Here is a 13,453-nt window from a genome sequence, read left to right on the forward strand (position 1 = left end):
AGGTGTTTTCTATGAAAATTCGTTTCACTCCTGTTGCAGCGGCCATGAGCCTGGCAACGGGTCTGCTCTTGTCCGGTGCTGCTCACGCTGACAACATCCGTATCGCGCTGGCGGGTCCTTTCACAGGCTCGGTCACCCAATATGGCGATATGGTCAAGCAAGGCGTCGATACAGCTATCGAACAGATCAACGCTGCCGGTGGCGTTCTGGGCAAACAGCTCGAACTGGTCACTGTTGACGATGCCTGCGAACCCAAGCAAGGTCCCGTCGCAGCCAACCGTATCGTGAATGACAAGATCCACTATGTTGTCGGTCACGTTTGTTCGGGCGCTACCATCGCGGCCACTGATATCTACAACAACGAAGGCGTGTTGATGGTAACTCCATCGGCAACAGCACCTGCTGTTACCGACGGCAAAGGCTACGAAATGATCCTGCGCACCATTGGTCGCGACGATCAGCAAGGCCCAGCCGCTGCAAAATTCATTCTGGAACAGATCAAGCCTACGAAAGTTGCCGTCCTGCACGACAAACAGTCCTATGGCCAAGGTATTGCCGCTTCGGTTCGCTCCGAACTGCAAAAAGCCGGTACCGAAGTTGCCCTGTTTGAAGGCATTAACGCGGGCGACAGCGATTATTCCGCCGTCATCACCAAGCTGAAATCCACCGGCGTGGACTTCGTGTACTTTGGTGGCTACCACCCTGAAATGGGCCTGCTGCTGCGTCAAGCCGCTGAGCAAGGCGTGAAAGTCCACTTCATGGGTCCAGAAGGCGTGGGTAACCCTGACATTAACGCGATTGCCGGCAAAGCCGTTGAAGGCATGCTGCTGACCTTGCCTGCGGACTTCTCGCAAGATCCGGACAACCAGGCCATCGTCCAGGCGTTCAAAGACAAGAAGCGCGATCCTAGCGGTGCGTTCCAACTGTCCGCTTACGCCGCTACCATCGCGATTGCCGAAGGCATCAAGGGCGCTGGCGCTGACGATCCAGTCAAAGTGGCCGACTACCTGCACGCCAACAGCGTGAAAACGCCAATCGGTCAAATCAGCTGGAACAAGCAGGGCGACCTGAACGACTTCAAATTTGACGTCTTCAGCTGGCACGCTGACGGTTCCAAGACCGTCTACGGCAAGTAATCCCTGATTCTTGCTAAAAAAAACCGGCCTTCGGGCCGGTTTTTTATTGCACATCGTTTTGGACCTCTTTGCTGTAGGCCCATTAATCAGGCCTATCAATCAGGCCCGTTGCTCAGGCCTCGATACGCAAGCCCGTATCGCGGTCAAACCAATGCAAAGGGTGGGGCGGCATGTAACCGATCTGGATGGCCTCACCAATTTGAATTGGGTATTCGCGGGTCTGCTCAATCGGGCAGCGCACGATAATGCGGTAATCGCCACAACCCAGATGCAGCAACTGCTCAGAGCCCAGAATCTCCACCATCTCCACTTGCGTGGTCACACCGGGCACATGCAGCTTGATGTGCTCTGGTCGTATGCCCAGGAACACCTTACGACCACGCACCGCCGCAGGCACCATCTCCGGGCCAAACTGCACAGGTTGACCATTGTCCTGCTTGATCTGGCCTTGCTCATCCACCTGCACTGGCAGCAGGTTCATGGGCGGTGATCCGATGAACGTGGCCACAAAAACAGAGGCAGGCTTCTCGAACACCTCGGCCGGTGTACCAATCTGCTCGGGCATGCCCTGATTCATCACAATCATGCGCTCGGCCAAGGTCATGGCTTCGATCTGATCGTGGGTTACGTACAAGCTGGTCGTCTTCAGGCGGCGATGCAGCTTCTGAATTTCCAGACGCATCTGCACCCGCAGCTTGGCATCCAGATTGGACAGGGGCTCGTCAAACAAGAACACCTTGGGTTCACGCACAATGGCACGACCCATGGCCACACGCTGACGCTGACCACCCGACAGTTGCCCTGGACGGCGCTCCAGCAAGGAGCCCAGTTCCAGAATCGCCGCAGCGGCATTAACGCGCTGTTTGATTTCATCCTTGGAGAGCTTACGGATCTTCAAGCCATACGCCATATTGTCAAAGACCGACATATGGGGGTAGAGCGCATAGTTCTGGAACACCATGGCAATATCGCGTTCCGCCGGTTCCAGATCATTGACGACTTTGCCGTCAATCAGCACCTGACCCGCCGTGACGGACTCCAGACCCGCCACCATACGCATCAAGGTCGATTTACCGCATCCAGAGGGGCCCACAATCACCACGAACTCGCCGTCCTTCACGTCCACATCAATGCCGTGAATAACGACCGTCCCGTTCGGGTAGGTTTTCTTGACGCCTTCAAATCGTAAGCTAGCCATTCAATAAAGCCTGTAGAGAATTACTTTTCAGAGTCGATGAGACCTTTGACGAACCACTTTTGCATCAGCATCACCACCAGGGCAGGCGGGATCATGGCCAAAAGAGCCGTTGCCATCACCACGTTCCACTCGGTCACGCTGTCACCACCGGAAATCATGCGTCGGATACCGACCACAATCGGGTACATATCCTCTTTGGTGGTAATGATCAGCGGCCACAAATACTGGTTCCAGCCGTAGATAAACTGAATCACAAACAGAGCGGCAATGCTGGTCTTGGACAAGGGCAGCAAAACGTCCTTAAAAAATCGCATAGGGCCAGCACCATCAATACGGGCAGCCTCGATCAATTCATCGGGCACCGTCAGAAAGAACTGGCGAAACAGAAAGGTAGCGGTTGCAGAGGCGATCAAGGGCAGGATCAGGCCCCCATAGCTATCGAGCAACTGCAGGTCTGCCACGACCTTGTACGTGGGCATGATGCGCACTTCCACCGGCAGCATCAGGGTGATGAAAATCATCCAGAAAAACAGCATGCGGAAAGGGAAGCGGAAATACACCACGGCAAAGGCCGAGAGCATGGAAATAATGATCTTGCCAACTGCGATACCCAGCGCCATCACCATGCTGACCAGCAACATGCGTCCCACGGGCGGGGAGTTGGTAGCCGTACCCTGCAAGGCAGTAATGTAGTTCTCCACCATATGCGAACCCGGCCACAGCGACATGGGCGCACGGGCCACTTCTGCACTGGTCTGGGTGGAAGCCACAAAAGTGATGTACAGGGGCAGGGCGATCACGATCACACCCAGAATCAGGGTCAGATGCGTGAAAAAATCAAGAATAGGGCGTCGTTCAACCATGACTTTGTTCCTTGCTGCGCATCAGCTGTACGTCACTTTGCGATCAATATAGCGGAACTGAATCACGGTCAGCGCCACAACCACTGCCATCAGCACCACAGACTGGGCGGCTGAAGAACCAATATCCAGGCCACGGAAACCCGTGTTGTAGACACGGTAAACCAGAATCGAGGTGGCTTCGCCCGGCCCGCCCTGACTGACCACGTCAATAATGGCGAAGGTGTCAAAGAAGGCATAGATAATGTTCACGACCAGCAGGAAGAAGGTCGTCGGGGCCAGCAAAGGAAACACAATGCCCCAGAAACGGCGCATGGGACCGGCTCCATCCATGGCCGCGGCTTCAATCAAGGAGCGCGGAATGGCTTGCAGGCCGGCCAGGAAAAACAGGAAATTGTAGGAGATCTGCTTCCAGACCGAAGCGATCACCACCAGCAACATGGCGTCATTGCCATTCAAGCGTGGATTCCACTGAATGCCATGCTCCAGCAGGAACACGGCCACAATCCCCACGGAAGGGGAAAACAGGAACAACCACAGCACCCCGGCTACCGCCGTTGCAACGGCATATGGCCAGATCAGCAAGCTGCGGTACAGCAGGGCACCCCGTATCACCCGGTTCGCCATCACGGCCAGGACCAGCGCCACCACCAGGCCCAGTACCGATACGGCAAGCGAAAATACTGCCGTCGTCTTGAACGAGGCCATATATTCCGAGCTGCTGAACAGCTCGGCAAAATTGTCCAGGCCTACAAACTGCGAAGACAGGCCAAAGGGATCTTCCAAATGAAAAGCCTGCCACAGCGCTTGACCGGCAGGCAGGAAAAAAAAGATCAGGGTAATGGCTAGCTGCGGAGCAAGTAGCAAATAGGGCAGTGTCTTATGACGAAAGACGACACGTTTTTCCATAGGTTTGCGCGCAATGGGAAGGGAGCGCCACCATCAGGGTGGACAGACTTCTAGTGAAACGAAAAGCGTATGAGCGGCTTGGACGACAGGGTGACAGCTTGCTGGCCTGGAGTCAGGACAGGACGTCATCAGCGCGCTCATACGCTAGATTGTAAACCACCCGCACAAGGCGGGTCGGGCTTACTTCACGCTCTTTTCAAAGCGCTCCAACAGTTCGTTGCCACGGCTTTGCATGGCTTTCAAACCTTCTTCAGGGGTGACTTTGCCCGCAAAAATCTGCTCCATCACACCGTCTTCGATGTCACGAATCTGCGGCAAGGAACCCAGACGAATACCGCGCGAGTTCTCGGTAGTGCTGGCGTCCAGCTGTTTGACGGCAACGTCTGCGCCCACGTTCTTAGCGTAAAAATCGGAGTCCTTGGTCTTTTCAAAGCCCGCTTTGGTCACAGGCACATAACCCGTGTCCTGGTGCCAGGCCGCCGCTTGCTCAGGGCTGGAGATGAAGTGGAAGAATTCAGTCACGCCTTTGTAGACATCATCCGACTTCTTGGCAAAGACCCACAGGGAAGCGCCACCAATAATGGAGTTCTGCGGCGCGCCTTGTACATCGCTGTAGTAGGGCAGACTGCTGGTGCCAAATTCAAATTCGCCGGTTTTGATGATGTTGGCGCGGTTACCGCTGGAGCCGGTAAACATGCCGCACTTGCCGCTGGTAAACAGGGCATTGGCCGTATCACCACGACCACCGTAGGAGAAGGAGCCGTCCTTGGACATATCCGCCAGGAAGGCCATGTGCTTCAGGAACAGCGGGTTATCCAGTTGCAGGCGGGCGCTGGGGCCGCCAAAGCCGTTGTTCTCGCTGGCAAAGGGGATGTTGTGCCAGGCCGCAAAGTTCTCCAGCAGAATCCAGGAGGGCCAGGACGATGTGTAGCCACACTCTTGGCCGGACTCACGCAGTTTCTTGGCCGCTTCATGCAGTTCCTGCCAGGTCTTGGGTGGCTTCTCGGCATCCAGACCGGCTTTCTTGAAGGCGTCCTTGTTGTAGTACAGCACCGGGGTGGAGCTGTTAAAAGGCATGGAAATCAGCTTGCCTTCGTTGGAAGAGTAGTAACCGGCCACAGCCCCCAGGAAGTCGTTCGGGTTGATGGGCTTGCCCACTTTTTCCGACATTTCCTGCACAGGCTGAATAGCGCCCTTGGCGGCCATCATGGTGGCGGTACCCACCTCAAACACTTGCAGAATATCGGGGGCATTACCGGCACGGAAAGCGGCAACACCAGCGTTCATGGACTCGCCATAGTTGCCTTTATACGAGGCTTTAACCTGGTAGTCCGACTGAGATGCGTTAAAGTCTTTGACTAATGCATTAACCCGTTCGCCCAAGGCTCCTTCCATTGAGTGCCAGAACTGAATTTCTGTGGCCGCTTGCGCAGTGCCGATAGAAGCAATCAGACCGGCTAGAGACAGAGCAAATAGTTTTGTTCGCATCAGGCTTTCTCCTGTATAAAAGGTGCCGCTAAGGTGTAGCAGGTTTTAAAACTCAAGCTTATGACTTGTTTATGACACTCTCGTGAATGTATCCATGACAGCGTTATATAAGCAATGACTAATTACCCTCAAACGCTAACGAAACGTGTCAGAGGACAGATTTTTAATGGGAGCGATGATGAATCCACACGATACCTCTTTTAAGCTGGCGTTTATTGGCGCGGGCAATATGGCCAGTGCCTTGGCCGCTGGTTTGATCGGGAAGCGCTGCGGCGGCTCGGATGTTTTAGCCATTGATATTTACCCGCCAGCTTTGGAATCCTGGGCCCAGCAGGGTGTACAAACCACCCATGAACCCGGCCCGGCCCTGGCCAAGCAACGTATCTGGGTTTTTGCCGTCAAGCCCCAGGTCATGAAAGAAACCGTGCTGGCCTGCAAACCCTATCTGCAAGAAGACACCCTGGTGATCAGCGTGGCCGCCGGTATTCCGGCAACGGCTCTGGCCCAATGGCTGGGTGAACCCGGCCAACCGTACCAGCGCGTGATTCGCTGCATGCCCAATACCCCGGCCTTTATTGGCTGTGGCATTACCGGCCTGATGGCCCTGGAGCAGGTGGATGAAAGCGATAAGGCCATTGCGCAGCAATTGTTGAAGTCCGTTGGGGAAGTAGTCTGGGTTGAAGACGATGCCGCCATTGATGCCGTCACGGCAGTATCGGGCAGTGGTCCAGCTTACGTGTTTTTGTTCATCGAAGCTTTGATCAAAGCCGGTATCGAGCAAGGTTTGTCCCCTGAACAGGCCCGCCAGCTGTCCCTGGCTACCTTGCACGGCGCCACCCAACTGGCCACCTTGTCGCCAGAAGAGCCCTCGGTCTTGCGCGAACGCGTCACCTCCAAAGGTGGCACCACGGCAGCCGCCCTGAACGTCTTTAACGAAGGCGGCTTTACCCCTCTGGTTCAAAAAGCGGTCAATGCCGCCAAAGTGCGTGCCGGAGAGCTGGCCAAAGAGTTTTCCTGATCCCCGGATTACTCCCTATAGCATCGTGAAAAATTGATATAACGCAATAAAAAAGCAGTAAATAAACAGAGTAGGGGGGGCTCCCTTGGGAGTTCCCCTTTTCTTTTATAAATAAGGCTTTTAGTATGCGGGCGGGTTTTGGAAACACCCTGTTAACAATGCCTTATTATTTTCAAAATAAATAAGCAGGGCGCTAGGGCTTATACGAAGTGACAAGTTTTAGGCGGCTCCCCCAAAATGGGTTCCCCTGGAGCATAACAATGCCTATCCAGACCCCAGAATAAGCACTTTCTAAAAAGCAATGCCGGGAACCCCCGGCCTCGGGAGACAGCTGCTATGACCTTTACTCGACGCTTTACCCCCGCTCTGACCGCCTTGGCCACCGTACTGGCCATGGGCACTGCCTATGCGGCGGACACCATCAAAATTGGTATCCCTCAACCCATGACTGGTCCCTCCACCCAATACGGTGACCAAATCCAGGCCGGTGCATTGACCGCAATTGACGCGATTAACGCAGCAGGGGGTGTCAAAGGCAAAAAGCTGGAAGCCGTCCTGATTGACGATGCGTGCGAACCGAAACAGGCCGTGCCTGCCGCCAACCGTGTGGTCAACTCCGGCGCAAAATTCGCCGTAGCCCACGCGTGCTCGGGTACCACGGTGCCTGCCGTGAACATTTACGAGCAGGAAGGCATTGTGGCGATTACTCCCGGTGCAACCTCGCCCCTGGTCACCGACACCATCAAGCCTCATTACTTTTTCCGCACCATTGGTCGTGACGACCAGCAAGGCCCATTCGCGGCCGACTACATTGCTGATGTTCTGAAACCCAAGAGCATTGCCGTCCTGCACGACAAGCAGACTTACGGCTCCGGTGTCGCCACGCAAGTGCGTGATGCGCTCAAGAAAAAGAACATGAACATTGTCATGTACGAGGGTATCAACGTCGGTGACAGCGATTACTCCGCCGTGATCACCAAACTGAAGGGCGTGAACCCCGATCTGATCTATTTCGGTGGTTACCATGCCGAGCTGGGCCTGCTGCTGCGTCAGGCTCGCGAGCAAGGCATGACCAACACCTTCATGGGTCCGGAAGGCGTGGCCAACCGCGATCTGGTAGCCATTGCCGGCCCAGCTGTGGAAGGCTTGCTGGTGACTTTGCCAACCGACTTCACCAAGATGCCGGCCAACAAAGAGGTGATGGAAAACTTCAGCAAATACAAGCGCAATCCTAACGGTGCCTTTACCTTCCCGGCCTACGCGGCGGTGCAGATTATTGCCGATACGATCAACGCTGTAGGGGAAGATTCGGCCAAGGGAGCCGACTACATGCACGCAAATGCGTTCAATACCGCCATTGGCAAGGTAGAATACGACGCCAAGGGTGATTTGAAGCATTTCGAATTTGCCGTTTTCAAGTGGGATAAAGAAGGTAACTTTGATCTAGTTGAGAAATAAGACTGGATTATGTGCCCCCGCTCTTTACGAAGAACGGGGGCATTGCTTTTGGATGCCCACAAAGCCTCAGAACAAAACGACGGACTCAACGGAAAAAAACAAGCATGTCTGATTTACTCCCTCAGATCGTGCAGCAGCTGTTCAATGGATTATCCTTGGGCGCTATTTATGCACTGATCGCCATCGGCTACACAATGGTCTATGGCATTATCGGAATGATTAACTTTGCCCACGGCGAGATCTACATGATCGGCGCCTATGTCGGGCTGGTAACCCTGACTGCGATTGGCGTAGGTTCGGGTCTGCCCATCTGGCTGATCATTCTTATCATGTTGCTGGTTGCCATCCTGGTAACCGCGGTATACGGCTATGCGATTGAAAAAGTCGCCTATGCGCCGCTGCGTGGCAGCCCTAGGCTGGTCCCGCTGATCTCGGCCATTGGTATGTCCATTTTCTTGCAGAACTGGGTTGCCCTGGGCCAAGGTGCACGCGATATGGCCGTGCCCACACTGCTGTCGGGTTCTTTCCAGTTCAGCCTGGGCTCAGACGGCTTTACCGTCACTGCGCCTTACTCACGCGTCATGATCATTGTCGTGACCGTGGTGCTGATGATCATGCTCAGCCTCTACATCAAATACTCGCGTCTGGGTCGCGCCTCGCGTGCATGTTCACAAGACTTGCGCATGGCCAACCTGCTGGGTATCGACACCAATAAAATCATCTCCTTCACCTTTGTCATCGGCGCCATGCTGGCGGCTGTGGGTGGTGTGTTGATTGCCACCGCCATTGGCAAACTGAATCCCTTCATTGGCTTTATCGCCGGTATCAAGGCCTTTACAGCCGCCGTGCTGGGCGGTATTGGCAGTATCCCGGGCGCCATGCTGGGCGGTGTCCTGCTGGGTCTGGCAGAAACCTTTGCTGCTGCCTTTATTTCGTCGCAGTACAAGGACATCGTGGCCTTTTTACTGTTGGTCTTTATCCTGCTGTTCCGCCCAACGGGCCTGCTGGGTAAACCCGAGGTGGAGAAAGTCTAATGATGAACCGCTTTAGCAATGCATTTATCGCCGCTGTCCTGGCAGGCATTATTGTGGCCCCCGTCTTTGGCCTGCAAATTGTGCGCGCCGGGATGAACACCCATCTGGAAAGCGATTGGCAGATCATCTTGATCGGTATGGCACTGGTCTTTGTGGTTCAGCTGATCCGTCCTAACGTCAATCGCACCAAGGTGCGCGAAAGCCGCTGGACCTTGCCCAAACTGAGCATGCAGCACAAGAAGATCCTGCTGTACATCGTGATCGCTTGTGCCGTGGTCTGGCCCTTTTTTGGTGGTCGTGCCCAGGTGGACATCGCCACTCTGGTGCTGATCTACATCATGCTGGGTCTGGGGCTGAACATTGTGGTGGGCTTTGCCGGCCTGCTGGACCTGGGTTTTGTGGGCTTTTACGCCGTGGGTGCCTACACCTACGCCTTGCTCTATCACTACGCAGGCTGGGGCTTCTGGGAAGCGCTGCCGCTGGCCGGTGGTATGGCAGCCCTGTTTGGCTTCCTGCTGGGTTTCCCTGTGCTGCGCTTGCGCGGCGACTATCTGGCCATCGTCACCCTGGGTTTTGGTGAAATCATTCGCCTCTTGCTCATCAATATGTATGACCTGACCGGCGGCCCGGACGGTATTTCCGGCATTCCCAAGCCAACCGTATTCGGTTTCCCCATGGCACGCCGTGCAGCAGAAGGGGAGACTACCTTCCACGACCTGATGGGCTGGACCTTCAGCAACCAGGACGTGGTGGTGTACCTGTACTTGATGGCCCTGGCCTTGGCGCTGATCACCTTGCTGGTCTCCAGCCGCGTGGTGCGCATGCCCATTGGGCGTGCCTGGGAAGCCCTGCGCGAGGACGAGATTGCCTGCCGTTCGCTGGGCCTGAACCCCACCACCATCAAGCTGTCCGCCTTTACCATGGGCGCCATGTTTGCCGGTTTTGGTGGTGCTTTCTTTGCCGCCCGTCAGGGTCTGGTTAACCCAGAGTCCTTCACCTTTATTGAATCCGCCTTGATCCTGGCCATCGTGGTGCTGGGTGGTATGGGTTCACAAATCGGCGTCATTCTGGCGGCCATTGTGCTGACAGTAGTCCCTGAATTGGCCCGAGAGTTCGCGGAGTATCGGATGTTGATTTTTGGTCTGGTCATGGTGGCCATGATGGTTTGGCGTCCACAGGGCTTGCTGCCTGTGCAACGTCCTCATGTGGAGTTGCGTACATGAGCCCATTACTCCGAGTATCCGATCTGTCGATGCGTTTTGGTGGTTTGCTGGCGGTGGATTCCGTCAGCTTCGATGTGGCTAAAGATGAAGTCTTTGCCATCATTGGCCCCAATGGCGCCGGTAAAACCACGGTATTTAACTGTGTAGGCGGTTTTTACAAGCCCACGTCCGGTTCCGTCACCCTGGAAGACCAGCCCATTCACGGCCTGTCCAGCCACAAAGTGGCTCAAAAAGGCCTGGTGCGTACCTTCCAGAACGTGCGCCTGTTCAAGAAACTGACCGTGCTGGAAAATCTGTTGGTCGCCCAGCACAGCCAGCTCAAGGCCGGCTTTCTGTCCGGCCTGCTGAACCTGTCGCGCTACAAGCAATCTGAAAAAGAGGCCAAAGAACGCGCAGTCACTTGGCTGGACTTCATGGGTCTGACCGATATGGCCAACCGTGAAGCGGGCAACCTGGCCTACGGCCACCAGCGCCGCCTGGAAATTGCACGTTGCATGATCACCCAGCCTCGCTTGCTGATGCTGGACGAGCCTGCAGCGGGCCTGAATCCCCAAGAGAAACGCGACCTTCAAGCGCTGATCGACCAACTGCGCCGCGAATTTGGCGTCGCCGTCCTGCTGATCGAGCACGATATGAGCCTGGTTATGGGCGTATCAGACCGGATCCTGGTAATGGAATATGGCAAACCCATTGCCACCGGCCTGCCTGAAGAAGTGCGCAATGATCCGCGCGTCATCAAAGCCTATCTGGGGGAAGAATAAGTGCTGAAGCTGGACTCCGTATCTACCCATTACGGCGCTATTCAGGCGCTGGATCAAGTTAGCGTGGACGTGAATCAGGGCGAAATCGTCACCCTGATTGGCGCGAACGGCGCTGGCAAAACTACCTTGCTCATGACCGTATGCGGCTCGCCCCGAGCCAGCTCGGGCAGCATCAGCTTCATGGGCGAGGACATCACCAACGCCGACACGCACCGCATCATGCGCAAAGGCATCGCCATCTCTCCCGAAGGCCGTCGCGTCTTTCCAGACCTGACCGTGTCGGAAAACCTGAAGATGGGCGGTTTCTTTCTGAATCGCAGCGAGATCGAAGAAGGGGAGGAGCACGTCTACAAACTGTTCCCCCGCCTGAAAGAACGCGCTGCGCAACGTGCAGGAACCATGTCGGGTGGAGAGCAGCAAATGCTGGCCATCGGCCGTGCGCTGATGAGCAAACCTTCCTTGCTGCTGCTGGACGAACCTACGCTGGGATTGGCTCCGCTGATCATTGCGCAGATTTTCGACATCATCCGCACCATTCGCGATGAAGGCGTAACGGTGTTCCTGGTCGAGCAGAACGCCAACAAGGCCCTGCAAGTTGCAGACCGTGGTTATGTGCTGGAAACCGGGAAAGTAGTGATGCAGGATACCGGCGCCAATCTGCTGGCGAATCCGGATATTCGGAAGGCCTATTTGGGGGCTTAGCAAGCAACCACAAAGCAATAGGTAGTCAATAAGCCTGGTTCCTTCACTCGAAGGCCAGGCTTTTTTATATGCATTTTAGTTTTAGGCATATTTTAAAACTGAAATTAAAAATCCAGCGTCAATCATTAAAAAAGTTAATTTCAGCTTTTAGACCAAGTGGCAAGAACCCCACTATTTTGAAGATTTTTTGCCCTATCAGTATTAGAAATCACATGAGACATACATCTATAAGCGTCCTCAGAGCGTCTGGTATCAGCCATATAAAGAACCGGAGCCTCAGCCAAAGAAAAAAATGCGTTCCGCAAGTCTTTCTCTAGATAAAAATCACACATTCCAATACTAAAAAATGGATTACCTTTAAAAATACAGGGGAGAACAAAACCATATTTCTCTCGCCAAAATGAAGGTACTACCCTTAAAAAATAACCAGAAAGAGACCCCTCACCCAATAAAAAAGATCTCATCTTATCCATAAGTCCTTCATCATACTCAATCGTAGAATAGCCCTTCCAACCAGATATACCACCTCGCCAGAAAATACTAATGGCGAAATAGAATATTGCCTTTGAATTAACAGGAACCAGTACTCCGCTTAATCCAAGGGATGTCAGACCGTAATGAGGGGAGTATGAAAACATGTTATTCCAGTTTGGAATTAAACAAATCTTCAAAATATTTAGAAATTCTGGAATTGGATTTTGCTTAGATGGCAACATATTTTTAGCAAAATAATCCTCTCCATTTTTGCTAAACAATCCCTCACAGTCATCACACAGCAAATACTGACTAATTTCTTTTCCAAGATTAAAAATGCGACTATCCTGAATCATCCTCAAAGCAGTCCCAGGAGCCAATAAACCACGATAACTCCTATATACGCTTTGAGGCATGAAATGGCTATTTCTTAAAATAGCGGCAGATCCACATAGAGCACATGATTGCAATTTCAAAATATCCAATAATAAAAAATAAAGCCGCCTCCTATAAAAACCACCTTATAGGAGTAATTTGAATTAACTCTTCAACAAACCCTCACTGAGCAGCGCCGCCTTCACACCTTCGTTCTGCTCCATACGAGCAAAGAAAGCGTTCAGGTTCTTCATACCCGACAGGTCCAGCTTCATCAGGCCAGCCCAGCGCAGGACTACGTACAGGTAAGCATCAGCCACAGACAAGGAGCCCGATAGGGTTTCTTTGCCTTCCAGGTGCTTGTCGATCACACCCAGTTGCTTGGTCAGCAGGGCAGCGGTCTTGGCTTTGACTTCGGCCTGGGTCGCTTCCTGATCAGCGTAGCGATGCACACCGAACACCACGCCCACGTTGCGGTGGATTTCGGCGTTCAGGAAGGCCAGCCAGCGGCGGGCTTCAAAGCGTTGTTCGATGGTGCTGCCCAGCAAATTCGCCTGGGGATTCTTCTCGTTCAGGTATTCCAGAATGGCAATGCTTTGGGTCAGGACCAGATCACCGTCCACCAGAACCGGCACAGCGCCGTTGGGGTTCAGTTTCAGGAATTCTTCTTGTTGCAGCTCATCGCGGCTGACGCGCTGGGATTCAAACGGCTTGCCTATCCACTCCAATGCAATGCGGGTCACCAAAGGACAAGCACCGGTCATGTAATACAGTTTCATAAGTTCTCTTTCCAAAAGTGCGATAAACAAAATGGCGC

Annotated in this window: 13 protein-coding genes; 7 read left to right on the forward strand and 6 right to left on the reverse strand. The window is 53.9% G+C overall.

Going from position 1 to position 13,453, the window contains the following annotated elements:
• The first annotated feature begins 11 nt into the window (after positions 1-11).
• The gene (locus DUD43_RS10010; protein ID WP_153230172.1) at positions 12-1,136 is read left to right on the forward strand and encodes a branched-chain amino acid ABC transporter substrate-binding protein; all 1,125 of its coding nucleotides are present in this window, start codon (positions 12-14) and stop codon (positions 1,134-1,136) included.
• A 112-nt stretch (positions 1,137-1,248) separates the two neighbouring features.
• On the opposite strand, the gene DUD43_RS10015 is transcribed toward DUD43_RS10010, so the two are convergent.
• From DUD43_RS10015 to ugpB, 4 genes are all read right to left on the reverse strand, one after another.
• A complete protein-coding gene (locus tag DUD43_RS10015; protein WP_153230173.1) occupies positions 1,249-2,334 on the reverse strand; it encodes a sn-glycerol-3-phosphate import ATP-binding protein UgpC in 1,086 nt (361 codons plus the stop codon).
• 20 nt (positions 2,335-2,354) lie between these two features.
• Positions 2,355-3,197, reverse strand: a complete 843-nt coding sequence (gene ugpE, locus DUD43_RS10020) for a sn-glycerol-3-phosphate ABC transporter permease UgpE (protein ID WP_042480607.1) — start codon at positions 3,195-3,197, stop codon at positions 2,355-2,357.
• A gap of 21 nt (positions 3,198-3,218) precedes the next feature.
• Positions 3,219-4,103 carry a sn-glycerol-3-phosphate ABC transporter permease UgpA gene (gene ugpA, locus DUD43_RS10025; protein ID WP_042480610.1) on the reverse strand — a complete coding sequence of 295 codons (885 nt, stop codon included), beginning with the start codon at positions 4,101-4,103 and terminating at the stop codon, positions 3,219-3,221.
• A 180-nt stretch (positions 4,104-4,283) separates the two neighbouring features.
• Entirely contained in the window at positions 4,284-5,591 is a 1,308-nt protein-coding gene (gene ugpB / locus DUD43_RS10030; RefSeq protein ID WP_153230174.1) for a sn-glycerol-3-phosphate ABC transporter substrate-binding protein UgpB, read from the reverse strand.
• A 166-nt stretch (positions 5,592-5,757) separates the two neighbouring features.
• Between ugpB and proC the strand changes: the two genes are divergently transcribed.
• From proC to DUD43_RS10060, 6 genes are all read left to right on the forward strand, one after another.
• Positions 5,758-6,609, forward strand: coding sequence for a pyrroline-5-carboxylate reductase (gene proC, locus DUD43_RS10035; protein WP_153230175.1), 852 nt, complete (start codon positions 5,758-5,760; stop codon positions 6,607-6,609).
• 336 nt (positions 6,610-6,945) lie between these two features.
• Positions 6,946-8,067 (forward strand): high-affinity branched-chain amino acid ABC transporter substrate-binding protein, encoded by a 1,122-nt coding sequence (locus DUD43_RS10040; RefSeq protein ID WP_153230176.1) that lies wholly within the window; start codon positions 6,946-6,948, stop codon positions 8,065-8,067.
• Between the two features lie 104 nt (positions 8,068-8,171).
• Positions 8,172-9,101 (forward strand): high-affinity branched-chain amino acid ABC transporter permease LivH, encoded by a 930-nt coding sequence (gene livH, locus DUD43_RS10045; protein WP_026482578.1) that lies wholly within the window; start codon positions 8,172-8,174, stop codon positions 9,099-9,101.
• Positions 9,101-10,324: a high-affinity branched-chain amino acid ABC transporter permease LivM gene (gene livM, locus DUD43_RS10050; RefSeq protein ID WP_153230177.1), complete on the forward strand. Its 1,224-nt coding sequence runs from the start codon at positions 9,101-9,103 to the stop codon at positions 10,322-10,324. Before livH ends, livM begins: the two co-directional genes overlap by 1 nt.
• On the forward strand, positions 10,321-11,085 hold the full coding sequence (gene livG / locus DUD43_RS10055) for a high-affinity branched-chain amino acid ABC transporter ATP-binding protein LivG (protein ID WP_035271558.1): 765 nt from the start codon (positions 10,321-10,323) through the stop codon (positions 11,083-11,085). The genes livM and livG overlap by 4 nt, the downstream gene beginning before the upstream one ends.
• Complete coding sequence (locus DUD43_RS10060) at positions 11,086-11,787, forward strand: ABC transporter ATP-binding protein (RefSeq protein WP_153230178.1); 702 nt, start codon at positions 11,086-11,088, stop codon at positions 11,785-11,787.
• A 140-nt stretch (positions 11,788-11,927) separates the two neighbouring features.
• On the opposite strand, the gene DUD43_RS10065 is transcribed toward DUD43_RS10060, so the two are convergent.
• Entirely contained in the window at positions 11,928-12,677 is a 750-nt protein-coding gene (locus DUD43_RS10065) for a hypothetical protein (RefSeq protein ID WP_153230179.1), read from the reverse strand.
• Between the two features lie 123 nt (positions 12,678-12,800).
• Positions 12,801-13,415, reverse strand: a complete 615-nt coding sequence (locus tag DUD43_RS10070; protein WP_153230180.1) for a glutathione S-transferase family protein — start codon at positions 13,413-13,415, stop codon at positions 12,801-12,803.
• Between the last annotated feature and the right edge of the window lie 38 nt (positions 13,416-13,453).

This window comes from Alcaligenes faecalis (assembly GCF_009497775.1).
Lineage (GTDB): Bacteria > Pseudomonadota > Gammaproteobacteria > Burkholderiales > Burkholderiaceae_B > Alcaligenes > Alcaligenes faecalis_D.

Coding starts and splice junctions, on each gene's coding strand:
- ugpA (WP_042480610.1), bottom strand. CDS start 4,103: ATGGAAAAACGTGTCGTCTTTCGTCATAAGACACTGCCCTATTTGCTA.
- ugpB (WP_153230174.1), bottom strand. CDS start 5,591: ATGCGAACAAAACTATTTGCTCTGTCTCTAGCCGGTCTGATTGCTTCT.
- DUD43_RS10065 (WP_153230179.1), bottom strand. CDS start 12,677: ATGCCTCAAAGCGTATATAGGAGTTATCGTGGTTTATTGGCTCCTGGG.
- livG (WP_035271558.1), top strand. CDS start 10,321: ATGAGCCCATTACTCCGAGTATCCGATCTGTCGATGCGTTTTGGTGGT.
- DUD43_RS10010 (WP_153230172.1), top strand. CDS start 12: ATGAAAATTCGTTTCACTCCTGTTGCAGCGGCCATGAGCCTGGCAACG.
- proC (WP_153230175.1), top strand. CDS start 5,758: ATGGGAGCGATGATGAATCCACACGATACCTCTTTTAAGCTGGCGTTT.
- livH (WP_026482578.1), top strand. CDS start 8,172: ATGTCTGATTTACTCCCTCAGATCGTGCAGCAGCTGTTCAATGGATTA.
- DUD43_RS10070 (WP_153230180.1), bottom strand. CDS start 13,415: ATGAAACTGTATTACATGACCGGTGCTTGTCCTTTGGTGACCCGCATT.
- ugpE (WP_042480607.1), bottom strand. CDS start 3,197: ATGGTTGAACGACGCCCTATTCTTGATTTTTTCACGCATCTGACCCTG.
- DUD43_RS10040 (WP_153230176.1), top strand. CDS start 6,946: ATGACCTTTACTCGACGCTTTACCCCCGCTCTGACCGCCTTGGCCACC.
- DUD43_RS10015 (WP_153230173.1), bottom strand. CDS start 2,334: ATGGCTAGCTTACGATTTGAAGGCGTCAAGAAAACCTACCCGAACGGG.
- livM (WP_153230177.1), top strand. CDS start 9,101: ATGATGAACCGCTTTAGCAATGCATTTATCGCCGCTGTCCTGGCAGGC.